Source organism: Paenibacillus sp. OT2-17 (genome assembly GCF_009827695.1).
Lineage (GTDB): Bacteria > Bacillota > Bacilli > Paenibacillales > Paenibacillaceae > Paenibacillus > Paenibacillus polymyxa_B.
The window spans coordinates 39,389-53,668 of sequence record NZ_WUDQ01000003.1; the positions used below are offsets into that span (position 1 = coordinate 39,389).

Genomic DNA, 14,280 nt, shown 5'->3' on the forward strand with positions numbered 1-14,280 from the left:
CATAATGAATAAAAAAAGTGCTCTGATTGCTACAACTTTGCTTTTATCAGTTGCATTAGCGGGTTGCGGTGGGGGGGAGGCCCCTGCCGCACCAACTACGGCGCAGCAAGCCATTCCGGTCCAAGTGGCAAAAGTGACCAAAGGTAGTATTAACGATTCAACAGGTATTATTGGAAGCTTTGCTCCTAAAGAGACGGCTCAGGTGTCTCCGAAAATTAGTGGCAAAATTCAAAGCATTAACCTTACAGTGGGGCAAAAAGTAAATAAGGGCGACACATTGTTTACTATAGACCAAAAGGACTTGCGGGACTCGATTAAGCAATCCCAGGAATCGTACCAGGTTGCTCTGGCCAATTTAAAGCAGGCAGAGTCAGGTGCAGCGCAATCGGTGCAGCAGGCAGAATCCAGCGTGGATCAAGCCAAAAGTGCGCTTGTCCAGCAAGACAACACGATCACTCAAGCTCAGACCAGTCTGGTAGATGCTCAGAGTTCTGTGCGTGATGCTCAAAATACGCTTAATCGCAACCAACAGCTGTTTAGTGCGGGTGCTCTTTCTCAATCCGAGTTAGAGCAGTCTCAAATAGCGCATAGAAGGGCTGTAACTGCGGTGGAGAATGCACAGATCACACTTCATAATGCGCAAACGTCTAAGGAAAGTGCGCAAACAACATATAATAATGCTCAAAAATCATTACGTCTTGCACAACAGAAAACGGGCATTGACGTAGCTCGTGCTTCTGTCAATCAGGCTAAGTCCAGTTTAGACACAGCTCGTAGTCAATTAGTGGATACTGTAGTCAAAGCTCCGATTTCCGGCACGATATCGGTAGTAACAGGAACCCAAGGGCAAATGGTTAGTGCACAATCTGCGGTTGCTACAATAGCGAATACCAATCCTATTATTGCCAAAGTTAACGTTTCTGAATCTGAGCTTCTTAAGTTGCGGGTGGGTTCATCTGTGACTGTAGGTGTGGACTCCTTAGACAAGCGAATTGAGGCCAGAGTATCGGCCGTCAATCCGGTAATGGATAATGATCTCAAGGCATATCCTGTCGAGATTTCAGTCCCTAATGGTTCTGGCGAATTAAAATCAGGGATGGTTGTAACTGTATACATGAAATCAGAAGCTCCTAAAAACATTTTGGTATCGCAGGATGCCATTACGGAGCAGGCAGGGAAGAAGTATGCTTATGTAGTGGAGGGAACTGTTGCTAAGCGGGTAGAAGTGCAGACAGGCCAGGAAAGTGCCAAACAGGTTGAGGTAACCAAGGGGCTTGCTGAAGGGCAAAATGTTGTCGTTAAGGGCGTTAGTCTGCTTACGGATGGCGCGAAGATTAATGTAGTGAAGTAATTTGTCTCGGTTATATATACTGTAAATCACTGTTACTCCGTCATTCCTACTACTTAAAGTGTATTAGAGTATTAGATTTCAAGGGAATCTATAGACTTTATGTGCTTTATATATTCTATGGATAATTCTTAACGAATATACTCCATTAAAGACCGACTCAGATGTACGGAAATAATCCTTGTACATTTAAGGTTGATAAGGTAAAAGTTGTAGGATGACGGAGGAACAGGTTCAATAGTATAATTATGACTGTGGAAAGCGGAATACATAATCAAAAAAATAAAAAAATTTTTTTGAAACAGGCGCAACTTTTTGAACCCATGCTACGTCTAATTGGGTGAGTATGAAACAAAGGGGTACAAAAGCGTAAAGACAAAATTCGCTAAAAAAAATCTTTACTGCATTGTTATCACATTGTATAATACTGGAGTACGTCATAAATGGACGCTTTCTTTCAACTAGATTCCAAGCTTCTGTGATATTGTCACAGATATCATTTTATAAGGGTTCTCATAAAGCTCGGAAAGGAGGTGTAACGACTGATGAGTGACAAGATCCGACAAAAAGACAAAAATAATATTTCTGGTTATATTCAAGGAGGAGAAAAAAAGGTTATGACAAAGTTTAACAAAAAAATGATCAACGTGCTGGCAACAGCAACATTGGTTGCTGGTGTTGCAGCTCCAATCGCAGCATTGACTGCACCAACTGCAATCCATGCAGCTTCTAGCTATACTGCTGTGAATACTCCTAGCATCAGCTCCAACCAACAAGATAATGCTACTTTGGGTAAGGCTAAAATGAGTGTTAGCCAAGCTTCTGTTGCTAAAGGCGCTACTTTCACTATTACATTGCCTAAAGGTTTTTCCTTCTCTTCTACGGATGCTAATGGCGCAGCTCTGAAAGGCGCAGTTGGTGCTACAACTTCCGCTAGTGAAGCTACTTATGGTTTGGGTATTTATGTTGACGCTGGTGACAACAAAGACGCTGCTGGTTTCCCTGACCAACCTTTGAAGGTTGAACAATTGACTTCCAACTCTGCTAAAGTAACTTTTAATTTTGATAACTCTTTAGACAGTGCAGAAGTCTTCATGAACTTTGCGAGTATCAATGTTACTGGACCTAGCAATGGGCCTGTAAAAGTTTCTATTGATGCTGCTTCCGCAAGTGGTGTGACAAGCGGTGAAGTAACAATTGCAAACGTAGTATCTTCCGGTCAAGTGTCCTTGTCCGCAAATGATACTGTTTCCAGTGAAGATAACTTTACTGCAACTTTGAAAGTTAAAGAAGAAACAGCTGGTTCTTTGGGTAATAACAACATTAAGTTGAAATTGCCTAGCGGCTTCAAATGGGATTCTGCTCCTAAAGATAAAGCTACTATCCTGATTGGAACTGCTATCAAACCGGAAAATGTAAAATATTCTACTGATGGCGATACTTTGACTTTGTCTTTGGATAAAGTTAGTTCTGAGCAAACATCTTTCCAATTGCCTGTAGGGTTCTATGTTGATGATGAAACTAGTGCTAAAGAAGGCGACGTTACAGTTAGCATCTCTGGTAATGCAACAACTGACGTTAGCTCCCTCGTAGTTGGTAGCTATGGTCAAATCGGTGGTGGCGTTTCCGTAGCTACTCCAACAACAATTCTTGCTGGTCATGATGAGCAAAAAATTGGTGATGTTACAATTAAAGAAACTGTCGCTAAATCTTTTGTAAAAGGACGTACTGTAACATTGCGCCTGCCTGAAGGTGCTCGTTGGCAGTCTACTTTTGACAGCAACAACCCAGGAAGCAGTTTCTCCGGTTCTATGGAGAACAGTAATGGATTGGGTGGAGCAGAGGTATCTTACACTGACTCTGACAAACGTACTTTGAAACTGACTTTCAACAATCCTAACAGCACAACTGACGCTGGTACTTTGAAACTGAAAAACGTTGAAGTTGCAACGCAACCAGGTTTCACTGGTGATCTGAACGTTGAAGTTGCTGGTAGCCAAGGTCTGAGCGGTACTGTTAAGGTTGCAACTGTGAAACAAGCAGTTACTCTGGCTGCTGCTTCCAAACCAACCCTGACAATCGGTCTGGGCGACCAACAAGTTGGCGATATCACAATCACTGAAGCTGCTAAAGAAGCTTTCGTTAAGAAAGACGGTAGCCGTGAAGTAATCTTGGAATTGCCAACAGGCGTACGTTTTGCTTCTACTCCAGAAGTAAAAGTTACAGCTGGTGACGTTAAAGTGAAGAGCGTATCTACTGATACTTACGGCGAAAGCAACAAAGGCCGTCTGAGCTTCTACATCGATAGCGAAAGTGCTACTCCAAGTACAATCACAATCTCGGCTCCAAAGCTGACTGTTGACCGTACTGTAGCTCAAGGCGACATCGTTGCTAAGCTGAAAGGTAGCGCAGTTTCTTACACTGCTTACAAAGGCGCAACTGACAACACTCAAAACTGGAAAGACAACAACACTGCAGCTGCTGAAGTAGCAATCGCAACTGTTGGAACTCCAGCTCCAGGTGCTACTAAAACTAAAGCTGTCTTCACACTGGGAAGCACTTCCTACACTGTGAACGGCGAAAGTAAAACTTCTGATGTAGCTGCTTATGCTGAAAACGGACGCACTTACTTGCCAGTACGTTATGCAGCTGAAGCTTTGGGTGTATCCCCACAAAACATCCTGTTTGACAAAGCAACTTCCACAGTTACCCTGATTAAAGGTGACCGCGTTGCTCAAATCAAACTGAACACTAACCTGTTGACTGTTAACGGTTCTGTGATTCGTATGGACGTTAAAGCTGTAACTAACAAAAACCGTACTGTACTGCCTATCTTCTGGGTGAGCAGAGCGCTGGATGCATCCATCAACTATGATGCAACTGCTAAAACAGTAACTGTTGAAAACAACAACTAATTTAAGAGCAACTCTTTTGAGTTAACTGAATTAGATTAGAAGAGGGTTCCTTTTGGAGCCCTTTTCTTTTATTAGTCTTATTGACAAAGGAGAGAAATTATGAAACGTTTTGGAGTGGCAGTACTGTCCACATTGGTTCTTTCTTCTGCGTTCGCCAGTCTTGCAGGAGCTCAACCAGATGATATAAAGGTTATTATTAACGGTGTAACTCAGCAATATACCCAGTCCCCAGTTGTTAGTCAAAATACAACCTTGGTGCCTCTGCGTGGTGTTTTTGAAAGCTTGGGTGCGAAAGTCGATTGGGACAGCAAAGCTAAAAAAGTGACAGCATCTAAAAATAACGATACGTTAACTTTAAATGTTGGTTCTAAACTTGCTTATAAAAATAGTAATCCTGTACAGCTCGATGCAGCAACTCAAATTCAAAAGGGTCAAGTACTCGTTCCATTACGTTTTGTGAGCCAATCATTAGGCGCCAAAGTAAATTGGGATCAAAGTACACGTACAATTACTATTTCAAACCAAGCAGATGGAAGTACAACTGGCGAAGCCAATAGCTTGTCCAGTAAGCCTCTCACAGCTCCTGTGACAAATGTTACCTATGATACCTACTATAATGATTCGTTGGCCTATGATGATGCCGTTAAACTGGCTATAGCTGATAGCACTACAGTTAAAACAGCAGCAACGAATATCGATCAAGCAGGCAAAATCATGAAAGAAGCAGGCAAGAATATTGACTTTGTTCCAGCAGAAGCAGGTGATGAAGGTCAAGATAAGGCTTTCAAAGGTTATGCCCAAACGAACCTTAATTATGAGGCTGCTAAAAAGAACTTGGATATGACCAAAGAAGGCATTGAGTACAATGTGAAGGATCTTTACAATAAGCTTCTTCAAAAGCAGAATGCCGTTAAACTGGCTGCATTGAATATTGAAGATGCTGAGCGAAAGCTGAAAGTTGCACAAATTAAAAGAGATAACCAAATGTCGAGTGATTATGAGGTTACGCAGGCAACTAATCAGTTGACTCAAAATCAAGCTGCTTTAGAGAAGGCAAAAAAAGATCTAGATAGTGCATATGTATCTTTGAACCAAGTGATTGGTTACAAACCAGAGCAACGTTATGAATTAAAGGATAAACCTGTATATTCTGAGTTTAAAGATAATGTGGAAACTAAAGTAAGCCAAGTACTTACCAGCAGCACGGCTATTTGGCTGAGTGAGCAAAAAGTGGATTTGGCTGAATTGAGCTTGAAGCTCTACAATTTTAGTACGCCAGGTAACACACCTTACGAAGCCGAACAGCTTAATGTTGAGAAAGCTCAGTATGCAACAGAGGGTACAAAGAGACAACTCGAAGAAGCAGTAAGAACAATCTACAACAACATCAAAGCATTGGAAAGCCAATATTCACAGATTCAAGCTGGCTTGGTGAGTGCTAGAAGTGCGGCTGATATGGCTAAGAAGCAATTTGATGTTGGGCTGGCTACAGAGCTTCAGGTTTATGAAGCTAATTTGAAAGTCACTACTGCTGAGCAACAGGCCGAAGATATAGTTACAAATATTGATACTTTGAAGTTGGCTTTTGATAAGCCTTGGGCTATGCAGGGTTCTTCTGGAGCTAGCGCACAATAATTAAAACTTAACTATACTTGCTATAACCTGCTGTAGGAGGACTTCATGAAATCACGCTATAAAGTATCGTTGGCTGCTGTTTTACTTGGAGGGGGAATTGTTGCTGGTTCCTTAATGAACAATTCAGTTAATGGTGCCTCCAGTTCTGGACAACCTGGTACAGCTGATGATCCAGTCGTAACCAAAAGCTATGTTGACCAAAAAATTGCTCAGGCAATTAAAGGTGGAACACCAGCAAGTAATACGAGTAGTAAAACGACTAGTTCGACTACTCCAACAACAAACGCTACTTCTAACACAACAGCGTCAGGAGCTTCTGGTGCAGGAAAAACTTCCACACCTGAGCAGACAGAGGCTTTAAAGGTAGTTGATGTAAATCCTGGTAAAAAACTGATTGCCAAAGCAGGGTCAGAGTTTATTTTACGTAATGGTTATGCCGTTGTGTATAGTATGGATGCCAGTGGTGCTATTGATATTACTTCTGGAACGGAAATTGTTCATAATCAGGCTGTCGAGAAAAATCATTTATTATCGTTTCCTAGAGAAGGAAGAGGTATTCAAGTAAAAGAAGGTCAGAAGTTTGGTCTGGTCGTTATGGTACGAGGCGGTTATACTGTTCAGTAAACTGTTTTGTATATAAGTTGCTTTCGGTGGCTCTTTTTCTTAAATACTGCTTGGGATAGCAAATTGTTCTTGGCTAAGTTGAACCTAATCGCTGCACACTACCCCCATGAAAGACAATACTTTTAGTGGAGGGTGTATACGATGGCATCAAGAGGTCAAAGACGATTAATTCCTGAAAGCCGTGCCAGGTTAGATGATTTGAAGTATGAGATCGCGGCTGAATTTGGGCTGCCTGTTTATAATCCCCAATATACACATATACAACCTAAGGCTGACAGTGAATTTGCTGCAGAATTGGGGGAGTTTGCGGGGAGCGAAAATGTAGCATGGCGTGATTTAACTTCAAGACAGAACGGTTCAGTTGGTGGTGAAATTACTAAGCGATTGATACAATCTGCTGAACGTAGCTTATCTGAATATGGTACATTGTAAATTGCAATAATTTTTACAGTTTTTGATTATATAGTAGCGTATAAACTGGGGTTATTTACATGTGAATCGAAAATGGTTTGCATGTAAACTTACCTCAATTTCGAAAGTTGTAATTGGGCTGTATGAATTGACACCTTGTTTTAAATAGGATATCATGGCATTTGAGGCTTGTACGCAACCTTTTCCTACCGGAAAAGGTTCATTTTTTATTAATCAGGTGTAACAAGATATCTCCCGCCATTTGTTGGCTTGAAGGTATCTGAATAATACCATTGCCATGTCAGGATTTTTTTATAAATCCTCATGTATTTTAATTGTGGGAGGTTGAAATTCATGTCTGTAAAAGGCCGTCATTTGTTCACGTCCGAGTCTGTAACAGAAGGCCATCCGGATAAAATCTGTGATCAGATATCCGATGCTGTATTGGACGCCTTTCTGGCTAATGACCCTAATGCACGGGTAGCATGTGAAGTATCGGTAGCTACTGGTCTCGTTCTTGTCATTGGTGAAATCAGCTCCAAATCGGAATACGTGGATATTCCATCCATTGTACGTAATACGATTAAGGAAATTGGCTATACACGTGCGAAATACGGTTTCGACTATAATACTTGCGCTGTATTGACTTCTTTGAATGAACAGTCGCCGGACATTGCTCAAGGGGTTAATGCTGCCTTGGAAAGCCGTGATCCTGCTGAAGTAGATAAAGAAACGGAAAACATTGGGGCTGGGGATCAAGGCTTGATGTTTGGTTTTGCTACGAACGAGACACCTGAGTTGATGCCTTTGCCTATCGCTATGTCTCACCGTATTGCACGACGCTTGTCTGAAGTACGTAAGGATGGAACACTGAATTACCTTCGTCCAGACGGTAAAACCCAGGTAACGGTAGAGTATGAAAATGGTAAACCTGTTCGTATTGATGCTATTGTGGTTTCTACGCAGCATGCAGAGGATACTACTTTGGAGCAAATTCAAGCAGACATCAAAGAAAAGGTTATTTTGCCAATTGTCCCTGCCGAATTATTGGATGAGCAAACCAAGTATTACATTAATCCGACAGGACGCTTTGTTATCGGTGGCCCTCAAGGAGATGCAGGTCTGACAGGCCGTAAAATTATTGTGGATACGTATGGTGGTTATGCACGTCATGGCGGGGGAGCATTCTCCGGTAAAGATCCGACCAAAGTGGACCGTTCCGCTGCTTACGCTGCTCGTTATGTAGCGAAAAACCTCGTAGCAGCAGGATTGGCAGACAAAGTGGAAATTCAGCTTGCTTATGCCATCGGTGTAGCTACGCCTGTTTCGATTAACGTCGATACATACGGTACGGGTAAAGTGAGTGATGAGAAGCTGGTTGAATTGATCCGAAATAACTTTGATCTGCGCCCAACAGGCATTATTCGCATGTTGGATCTGCGTCGTCCAATTTATAAGCAAACTGCTGCCTACGGTCACTTTGGCCGTACAGATTTGGATGTACCATGGGAGAGCGTAGATAAAGCTGAAATTCTAAAAGAACAAGCGGGGCTGTAACTCCTCGTATGTTATCAAAATAAAAGTAATAACCCAAAAAGACTGTTTCATGCTTTGCATGAACAGTCTTTTTTTGATGTGTTTCACTGTTAAGTATGAATTTGCTCGGATGTACCGAATGCTGAGTGACTACTCGGATACCGGTGCATGGTCCAATAAATTTTTAAGTAAACGACAAACCTTTTGCAGTTCCTTGTACTGCTCCAAATACGCAAAAAGGGCTTTCAGGAGACCTTTCTGAGGGTTCGATTTCAGAGCCTCTTCCTTTAAATGAGCGTAGATTTGCTGACACTCCTGTTTCTCCTCTGAACTCCACGAAGACAGCAGTATACTGTCTTCCAAGGAGTGGAGAAGGCTGTTAATTTGACGGCCTTGGTCAAAGGGATTACTTAGAGCACTTTCAGGCAACCAGCCTTGCTTGCTCCAGAACAAATGTGGAGCTGAATCAGCATTGTTCAGGCTGGTTGCCAAGGAACTGGATAAGAAGATGATAAACTGCGTTAGATGTTCAATCGTTTCATCATTCATCCGATCGGCAAAGAAGCGAATATATTCAAACACAATGCTTTTAAGTACAAAGGTCATATCCCATGCATGATCTTCAATGCTCGGTCCAAAAATATCAATCAGACAGTCGCGAACCCATTTGTACAATTTGTATTCATGATTCTCGAACGCGTAATTGAGATGTTCATTCTGAAAAATAAGCATGGAAGGCTCAGGAAGATCCATCATGAGATACACTTTGTTTTCAACGAGATTTTTCAAGTAAAGTACAATAAAACCATGTAGTTTATCGTGCTTAGAAAGATCAGGTTTACTGTAGAGAGCCCGGATGTCTTGTTCAATGTTATTTTCCAGAATGATACACATTTCTAGAGGGAGTTCTTCTTTTCCTTGAAAATATTTATAGAAGGATGCCTTCGCCATCCCACTTTCTTTGGCGATTTCTTCAACAGATGTTGAATAATAGCCTTTTCTGGAGAACAGCCGAATGGCCGCCTGTAAAATATCATTTTTTTTACTTTCCATACATACTTCCCCCTAGGGACCGACCAACTCGGCAGCATAAGAATTCACTTCATACCTCACAAAGGTTGGTCACGTGTGATAACTGTGTGCTGCTGTCTTTTGAGTTGACGGCGCATCTTGTACTTGGCCATGATCATATACAAGGACGGCACGACAAACAAGGTTAACAAGGTCGAGAATAACAAACCGAAAATGACGGTAAAAGCCAGTGGCTTAAAGAGCAGGCTTCCCAATAGTGCTAACGGAATCATACCTACAATAGCTGCCAAAGATGTCAATAAAATCGGTCTGAAGCGAGCGGCGGCTGCCTGTATTACGGCTTCCTTTAATTCCATTCCTTCATGGCGTGCATCCTCGATAAATTCAATTAACACAATCCCATTCCGCACAACAATGCCCGCGAGAGCAATAATTCCCATGATGCTCATAAAACCGATAGGCATACCGGTCAAGAAGATACCAATAATCCCGCCGGCTGCTGCCAGATACACGGTCGTCATAATAATAATAGGAATGGAGAGGGAATAAAATTGCATGGTAATCAAGAGTAAAATGAGCAAGACTACAACGATCGCTAGCTGTCCTAAGTCCTTGAATATGGTCGATTGGTCAGAGGTTTCTCCACCAACCTCCCATTTGTAGCCTTCTGGGAACTTCATTTGCGCCAGCTTACTTTCAACGTCAACCATCGCTTCGCTTGCAGTTCGTCCGTTCAAGTCGGCTTCCACCGTAATCGTCCGCTCCATATTGTAATGCTTGATTTGCTGAATAGCAAATGAAGGCTTAATCTGGACGAGCTGGTTTAATGGTATTTGCTTACCAGCTGTATTAACTACACTTAATTGTTGGAAAAGCTTACTTGGCTCCTCGTCACTGTGATTCAAATACATTTTAATATCAACCAGACTGTTTCCAGTATCAAATTGGCTGACTTGAGCTCCTTCTTTTAATAGAAGCAGGGTGCGAGTCAAATCTGTGTAGCTTACCAGGTACTGATCCATCGCTTGTTTGTTGACCTCAAGCTCCAATGCATATCGTTCAATTCCTATATCATCCACGATACCTGTTGTGCCTTCTACTGTCGCGATCTGCTCCTTTGCCTTCTGGGCAAGGGTTTGCAGTTCATTCAGATCCTGACCTGAGATACGAATAGAAACGGGCTTACCCACTGGAATCCCGAGACGAGGAACAAACATCGTAACTGTAACTCCAGGGTAGGATTTCTTAACATGTTGTTCCCAAGCATCAACTGTCGTATTGAGATCGAATACGTTTTCTTTGCCGACGACAGCAATCTGCCCCACCGTTTCGTTATAACTAATATTTCCACCCATACTATTAATGTCACTGAACAGTTGTGGGGCAGTTCCTCCAGCGCTGTAGACGACCTTGGAAGTTTCAGGTTGCTTTTTCACCCAGCCTGCAAGGTCTTTAACGACCTGGTCGGTTTCCGCAATTGAAGTGCCTACAGGCATTTTTACATTTAGTGCAACATGAGGATCTTCCGACTCAGGAAAAAGTTCAACTGAGGTAAAGGGAACTAATCCATAGGCGGCTGTTCCAAGCATGAGTCCGACCATGGCTGTCAGCAAGGGACGCTGAATGACCTTAGGCATCAGTTTTTGTGAATAGAGCTTATTTAAAGAATGAATCTGCTGGCCGAGCAAGCCTGCTGGTTTAGACTTACCCTGAGGGTGACGAGCCTGTCTGCGCTTCTCATACCATTCTCGAAAAATAGGGATGATGGTGAGCGACATAATCATAGAGGCAAGCATGGTCAGGGAGACAATAGCAGGAATGGGTTTAATAAAGGCACCTACATTTCCAGGAAGAAACAACAATGGCGCGAAAGCTGAGATGGTGGCCAGAGTTGCAACCAAAATAGAAAGCATGACCTCTTTGGTACCTTTTACAGCTGCGACTGAGGGTGATTCTCCTAATTCCGTAAGTCTACGCTCAATATTATCATTTACAACTACGGCATCATCCACGAGTATGCCGAGTACGATGATCAGACCGACAACGGAAATCTGATTTAGAGTGATGCCGAACATAGGCAAAAAGATAATGGCAATCGAAACCGAAATAGGAATGGCCAGTGCAACAAATGCAGAGGTGAGCAAATTCAGCCCCAACATACAAACGAGAATAACGGCCGCAATCGCAAGAATCGTTTCACGCTTTAAGTCGTCAAAGATATGGCTTACCTGATCCTTTTGTGCAAAAAGAGTTTGAAAGTGAACATCTGCGGGGAGTGTTTTCTCCAGCTCTTTGAGCTTGGTATTGACCTTTTCACTCATAGAAGGGATGTCTGTGCCTGTTTCTGCTCCAATACTTAGCGTAATGGCCGGTTTACCCTCTACATAGGCAAAGTATTCTGTATTAGGATGTGCCAGCTCCGTTGTGCCGACATCTCTCAAATATACAGGATTACCTTCTTTGGTGCGTGTCAAAAGGACCTGATTCAATTCATCAGCTTTTTCGGACTCGCGAACAATGAGTTGATAGGTACGTCCGTTGTATTCAATATTACCGGTAGGAACTCGATCAATTTGAGACTGGATCGCTTGAGCTACTTGTCCCCATGACAGCTGATATTGCTGAAGCTTCTGATTGTCAATATGGACACGTACTTCTTGATCAGGGAGACCATTGAATTTGACGCTAGATACGCCAGAAATGGTATTAAGCTGATCTTTCCAAGTTGTTGTTAAATCATTTAGTTTATACAGTGGTGCGGAAGAGTCAGCTGTTAGGGCATAGGAGCCAATAAAAGAGCTGGTTAGTTTGTCATTTACAACAGGCACTTCAGCGCCTTGAGGAAGATCAGCTTGTGCATCTTGCACTTTTTTACGCATATCATCCCAAACCGTTTGAGGATCAACTCCGTTTTTGGATTCGATTAAAATTGAGGAGAATCCGTTACCAGAAGTCGAACTAATCGTTTTAACACCTTCCACTTCCTTAATGCGTTTCTCCAGCTCTTTAGTTACGGTTTGTTCTACTTTTTGTGGTGAAGCACCGGGGTAGACTGTTGTTACCATAGCATTCTGTATGGTGACATCCGGCATTTCCTGCTGTGGTAACTGGAAAAAGCCGAAGATTCCGACCAAAATCAGCATGACAAAAAACAGCAATGTAATTTTTCGTTTTTTTACGATGTACTCAATCATGGGCGTCCGCCTTCCTCCGACTGAATCGCATTTCCATCAAACAGGTTTTCTGCCCCTTTAACGATAATACGTTCGCCTTCACGAAGTCCCGATACGATTTGCAACTGATTATCTACAACCTGATTACCAAGCTCCACAGGGGTTTTAACAGCTTTTCCTTGAATGTCTTTGAAAATAAAAGACTTGCTTCCCGTGTTAATGACTGCTTCGGCAGGAACGAGAATCCCATTCTTGTCGGTCACCTGTTGAGCAGCTTTAATGACCTGACCGGGTAACCAGTCTCGCTGTGGATTGTTTATAACAATTTCTACGTTAACCCTTCCTGTATCGGTGCTGGTTGAAGGATAGACGTTAGACACCGTACCTTGACGAGTTTCTTCATAGAGCGCCAATTCTACTTGTTGACCCTTTTTCCAATCCTTAATTTCACTGTCTGGTACAGGAAGCAGTACTTTGAGACGGTCGATGGAGCCTATGCGATAGACGGCTTGCCCTGACGCGACCAAATCACCTGTATTCACGATTTTGTCTAAGATTACGCCGTTCACGGGAGAGGTTAAACGGGTGCGTGATAGTGCTAGCTCTGCCTGACCCTTGGCGATAAGGGCTTTTTCGTAGTTGGCATGGGCTTGTTTTTGGGAAGCCGCAGCCTGTTCACTGGCCGCAAGGGCTTTGCTTTTACCTGCAAGCGCATCTTGAAAGGAAGCTTGGGCGGATTGATGATCTTCGGCTGTGGCCCCTTCCAGCAAAAGGGACAGGGATTCCTTGGCTTGTTCCAGGTCTTTCAGGGCTGCGGTAGCATTCAGGCGAGCATTCTCGTTATCTGACGCGGTGGCTGCGCCCGCCTCAAACAGCTTTTGTGTACGCTCGCTATCTGTCTTGGCCTTGATATAGGCGCTTTGCGCCTTATCTACAGTAGCTTGCGCTTGTTGTTTCTCTTGAGCACGTGCGCCTTTATTGACCTTGTTAACATTCGCGCGAGCTCCTGTAATGCCTGCATCGGCGGATTGAATCGCGGAGGTAGCAGCCTGTAAATTAGCCTGTGCGTTATCAATACCAGCCTGTGCTTCCAAGATGGAGGCTGTCGCCTGTGCCACCTGAAGTTTGTAGTCAGCGTCATCCAGACTAGCAATAACGGCGCCCTTCTGTACAGCAGTACCGACAGTGAGATATGCACTGGCTACAGTGCCTCCATTTTGGAAAGCCAGTGTGTTCTCCTCATAAGCCTGAAGAGTGCCTGACAAGTTATAGACGGTATGAAGGGGTGTGGATTTGACGATTGCAGTGCGCACAACGGTTGGCTGTGCTGATGAACCTAGAGCGGCATCTTTTTTTTCTGTAGAACATCCGGTGAGTGCGATGCTCAGGGATAAAGTGAATATGATGATGGCCCGTTGTTTATTCATGATTATCAATCCTTCCGATAGGGTCATAATTGGAGTTGTGAACTAATCAGTATTATTTGAACTAATAAGTTCAAATGTATTATAGTGCGCCGATATTGCATTCGTCAATTCATCGTTTTAGATTTTATGAATTAGTTGACGGGATTTTCGTAACTTTTGCCTATATAATAAGTCTATTA

General features: G+C 42.9%; 9 protein-coding genes. 6 read left to right on the top strand and 3 right to left on the bottom strand.

What is annotated here, in order from left to right:
• Window positions 1-4 precede the first annotated feature (4 nt).
• From GRP75_RS02005 to metK, 6 genes are all read left to right on the top strand, one after another.
• The gene (locus GRP75_RS02005) at window positions 5-1,351 is read left to right on the top strand and encodes an efflux RND transporter periplasmic adaptor subunit (RefSeq protein WP_160788477.1); all 1,347 of its coding nucleotides are present in this window, start codon (window positions 5-7) and stop codon (window positions 1,349-1,351) included.
• A 542-nt stretch (window positions 1,352-1,893) separates the two neighbouring features.
• A complete protein-coding gene (locus GRP75_RS02010) occupies window positions 1,894-4,263 on the top strand; it encodes a copper amine oxidase N-terminal domain-containing protein (RefSeq protein WP_160788478.1) in 2,370 nt (789 codons plus the stop codon).
• Between the two features lie 99 nt (window positions 4,264-4,362).
• Window positions 4,363-5,898: a stalk domain-containing protein gene (locus tag GRP75_RS02015; RefSeq protein WP_160788479.1), complete on the top strand. Its 1,536-nt coding sequence runs from the start codon at window positions 4,363-4,365 to the stop codon at window positions 5,896-5,898.
• A 45-nt stretch (window positions 5,899-5,943) separates the two neighbouring features.
• On the top strand, window positions 5,944-6,522 hold the full coding sequence (locus GRP75_RS02020; RefSeq protein WP_160788480.1) for a hypothetical protein: 579 nt from the start codon (window positions 5,944-5,946) through the stop codon (window positions 6,520-6,522).
• A gap of 141 nt (window positions 6,523-6,663) precedes the next feature.
• Window positions 6,664-6,954: an alpha/beta-type small acid-soluble spore protein gene (locus GRP75_RS02025; RefSeq protein WP_013312299.1), complete on the top strand. Its 291-nt coding sequence runs from the start codon at window positions 6,664-6,666 to the stop codon at window positions 6,952-6,954.
• 333 nt (window positions 6,955-7,287) lie between these two features.
• Window positions 7,288-8,490 carry a methionine adenosyltransferase gene (gene metK / locus GRP75_RS02030; RefSeq protein WP_023990685.1) on the top strand — a complete coding sequence of 401 codons (1,203 nt, stop codon included), beginning with the start codon at window positions 7,288-7,290 and terminating at the stop codon, window positions 8,488-8,490.
• A 129-nt stretch (window positions 8,491-8,619) separates the two neighbouring features.
• Here metK and GRP75_RS02035 read toward each other — a convergent pair whose 3' ends face one another.
• From GRP75_RS02035 to GRP75_RS02045, 3 genes are read right to left on the bottom strand one after another with little or no spacing between them, the layout of a single operon-like run.
• Window positions 8,620-9,522 carry a TetR/AcrR family transcriptional regulator gene (locus tag GRP75_RS02035; protein WP_160788481.1) on the bottom strand — a complete coding sequence of 301 codons (903 nt, stop codon included), beginning with the start codon at window positions 9,520-9,522 and terminating at the stop codon, window positions 8,620-8,622.
• A gap of 56 nt (window positions 9,523-9,578) precedes the next feature.
• Window positions 9,579-12,695 carry an efflux RND transporter permease subunit gene (locus GRP75_RS02040; protein ID WP_160788482.1) on the bottom strand — a complete coding sequence of 1,039 codons (3,117 nt, stop codon included), beginning with the start codon at window positions 12,693-12,695 and terminating at the stop codon, window positions 9,579-9,581.
• Window positions 12,692-14,101, bottom strand: coding sequence for an efflux RND transporter periplasmic adaptor subunit (locus GRP75_RS02045; RefSeq protein ID WP_160788483.1), 1,410 nt, complete (start codon window positions 14,099-14,101; stop codon window positions 12,692-12,694). The genes GRP75_RS02040 and GRP75_RS02045 overlap by 4 nt, the downstream gene beginning before the upstream one ends.
• Window positions 14,102-14,280: the final 179 nt, after the last annotated feature.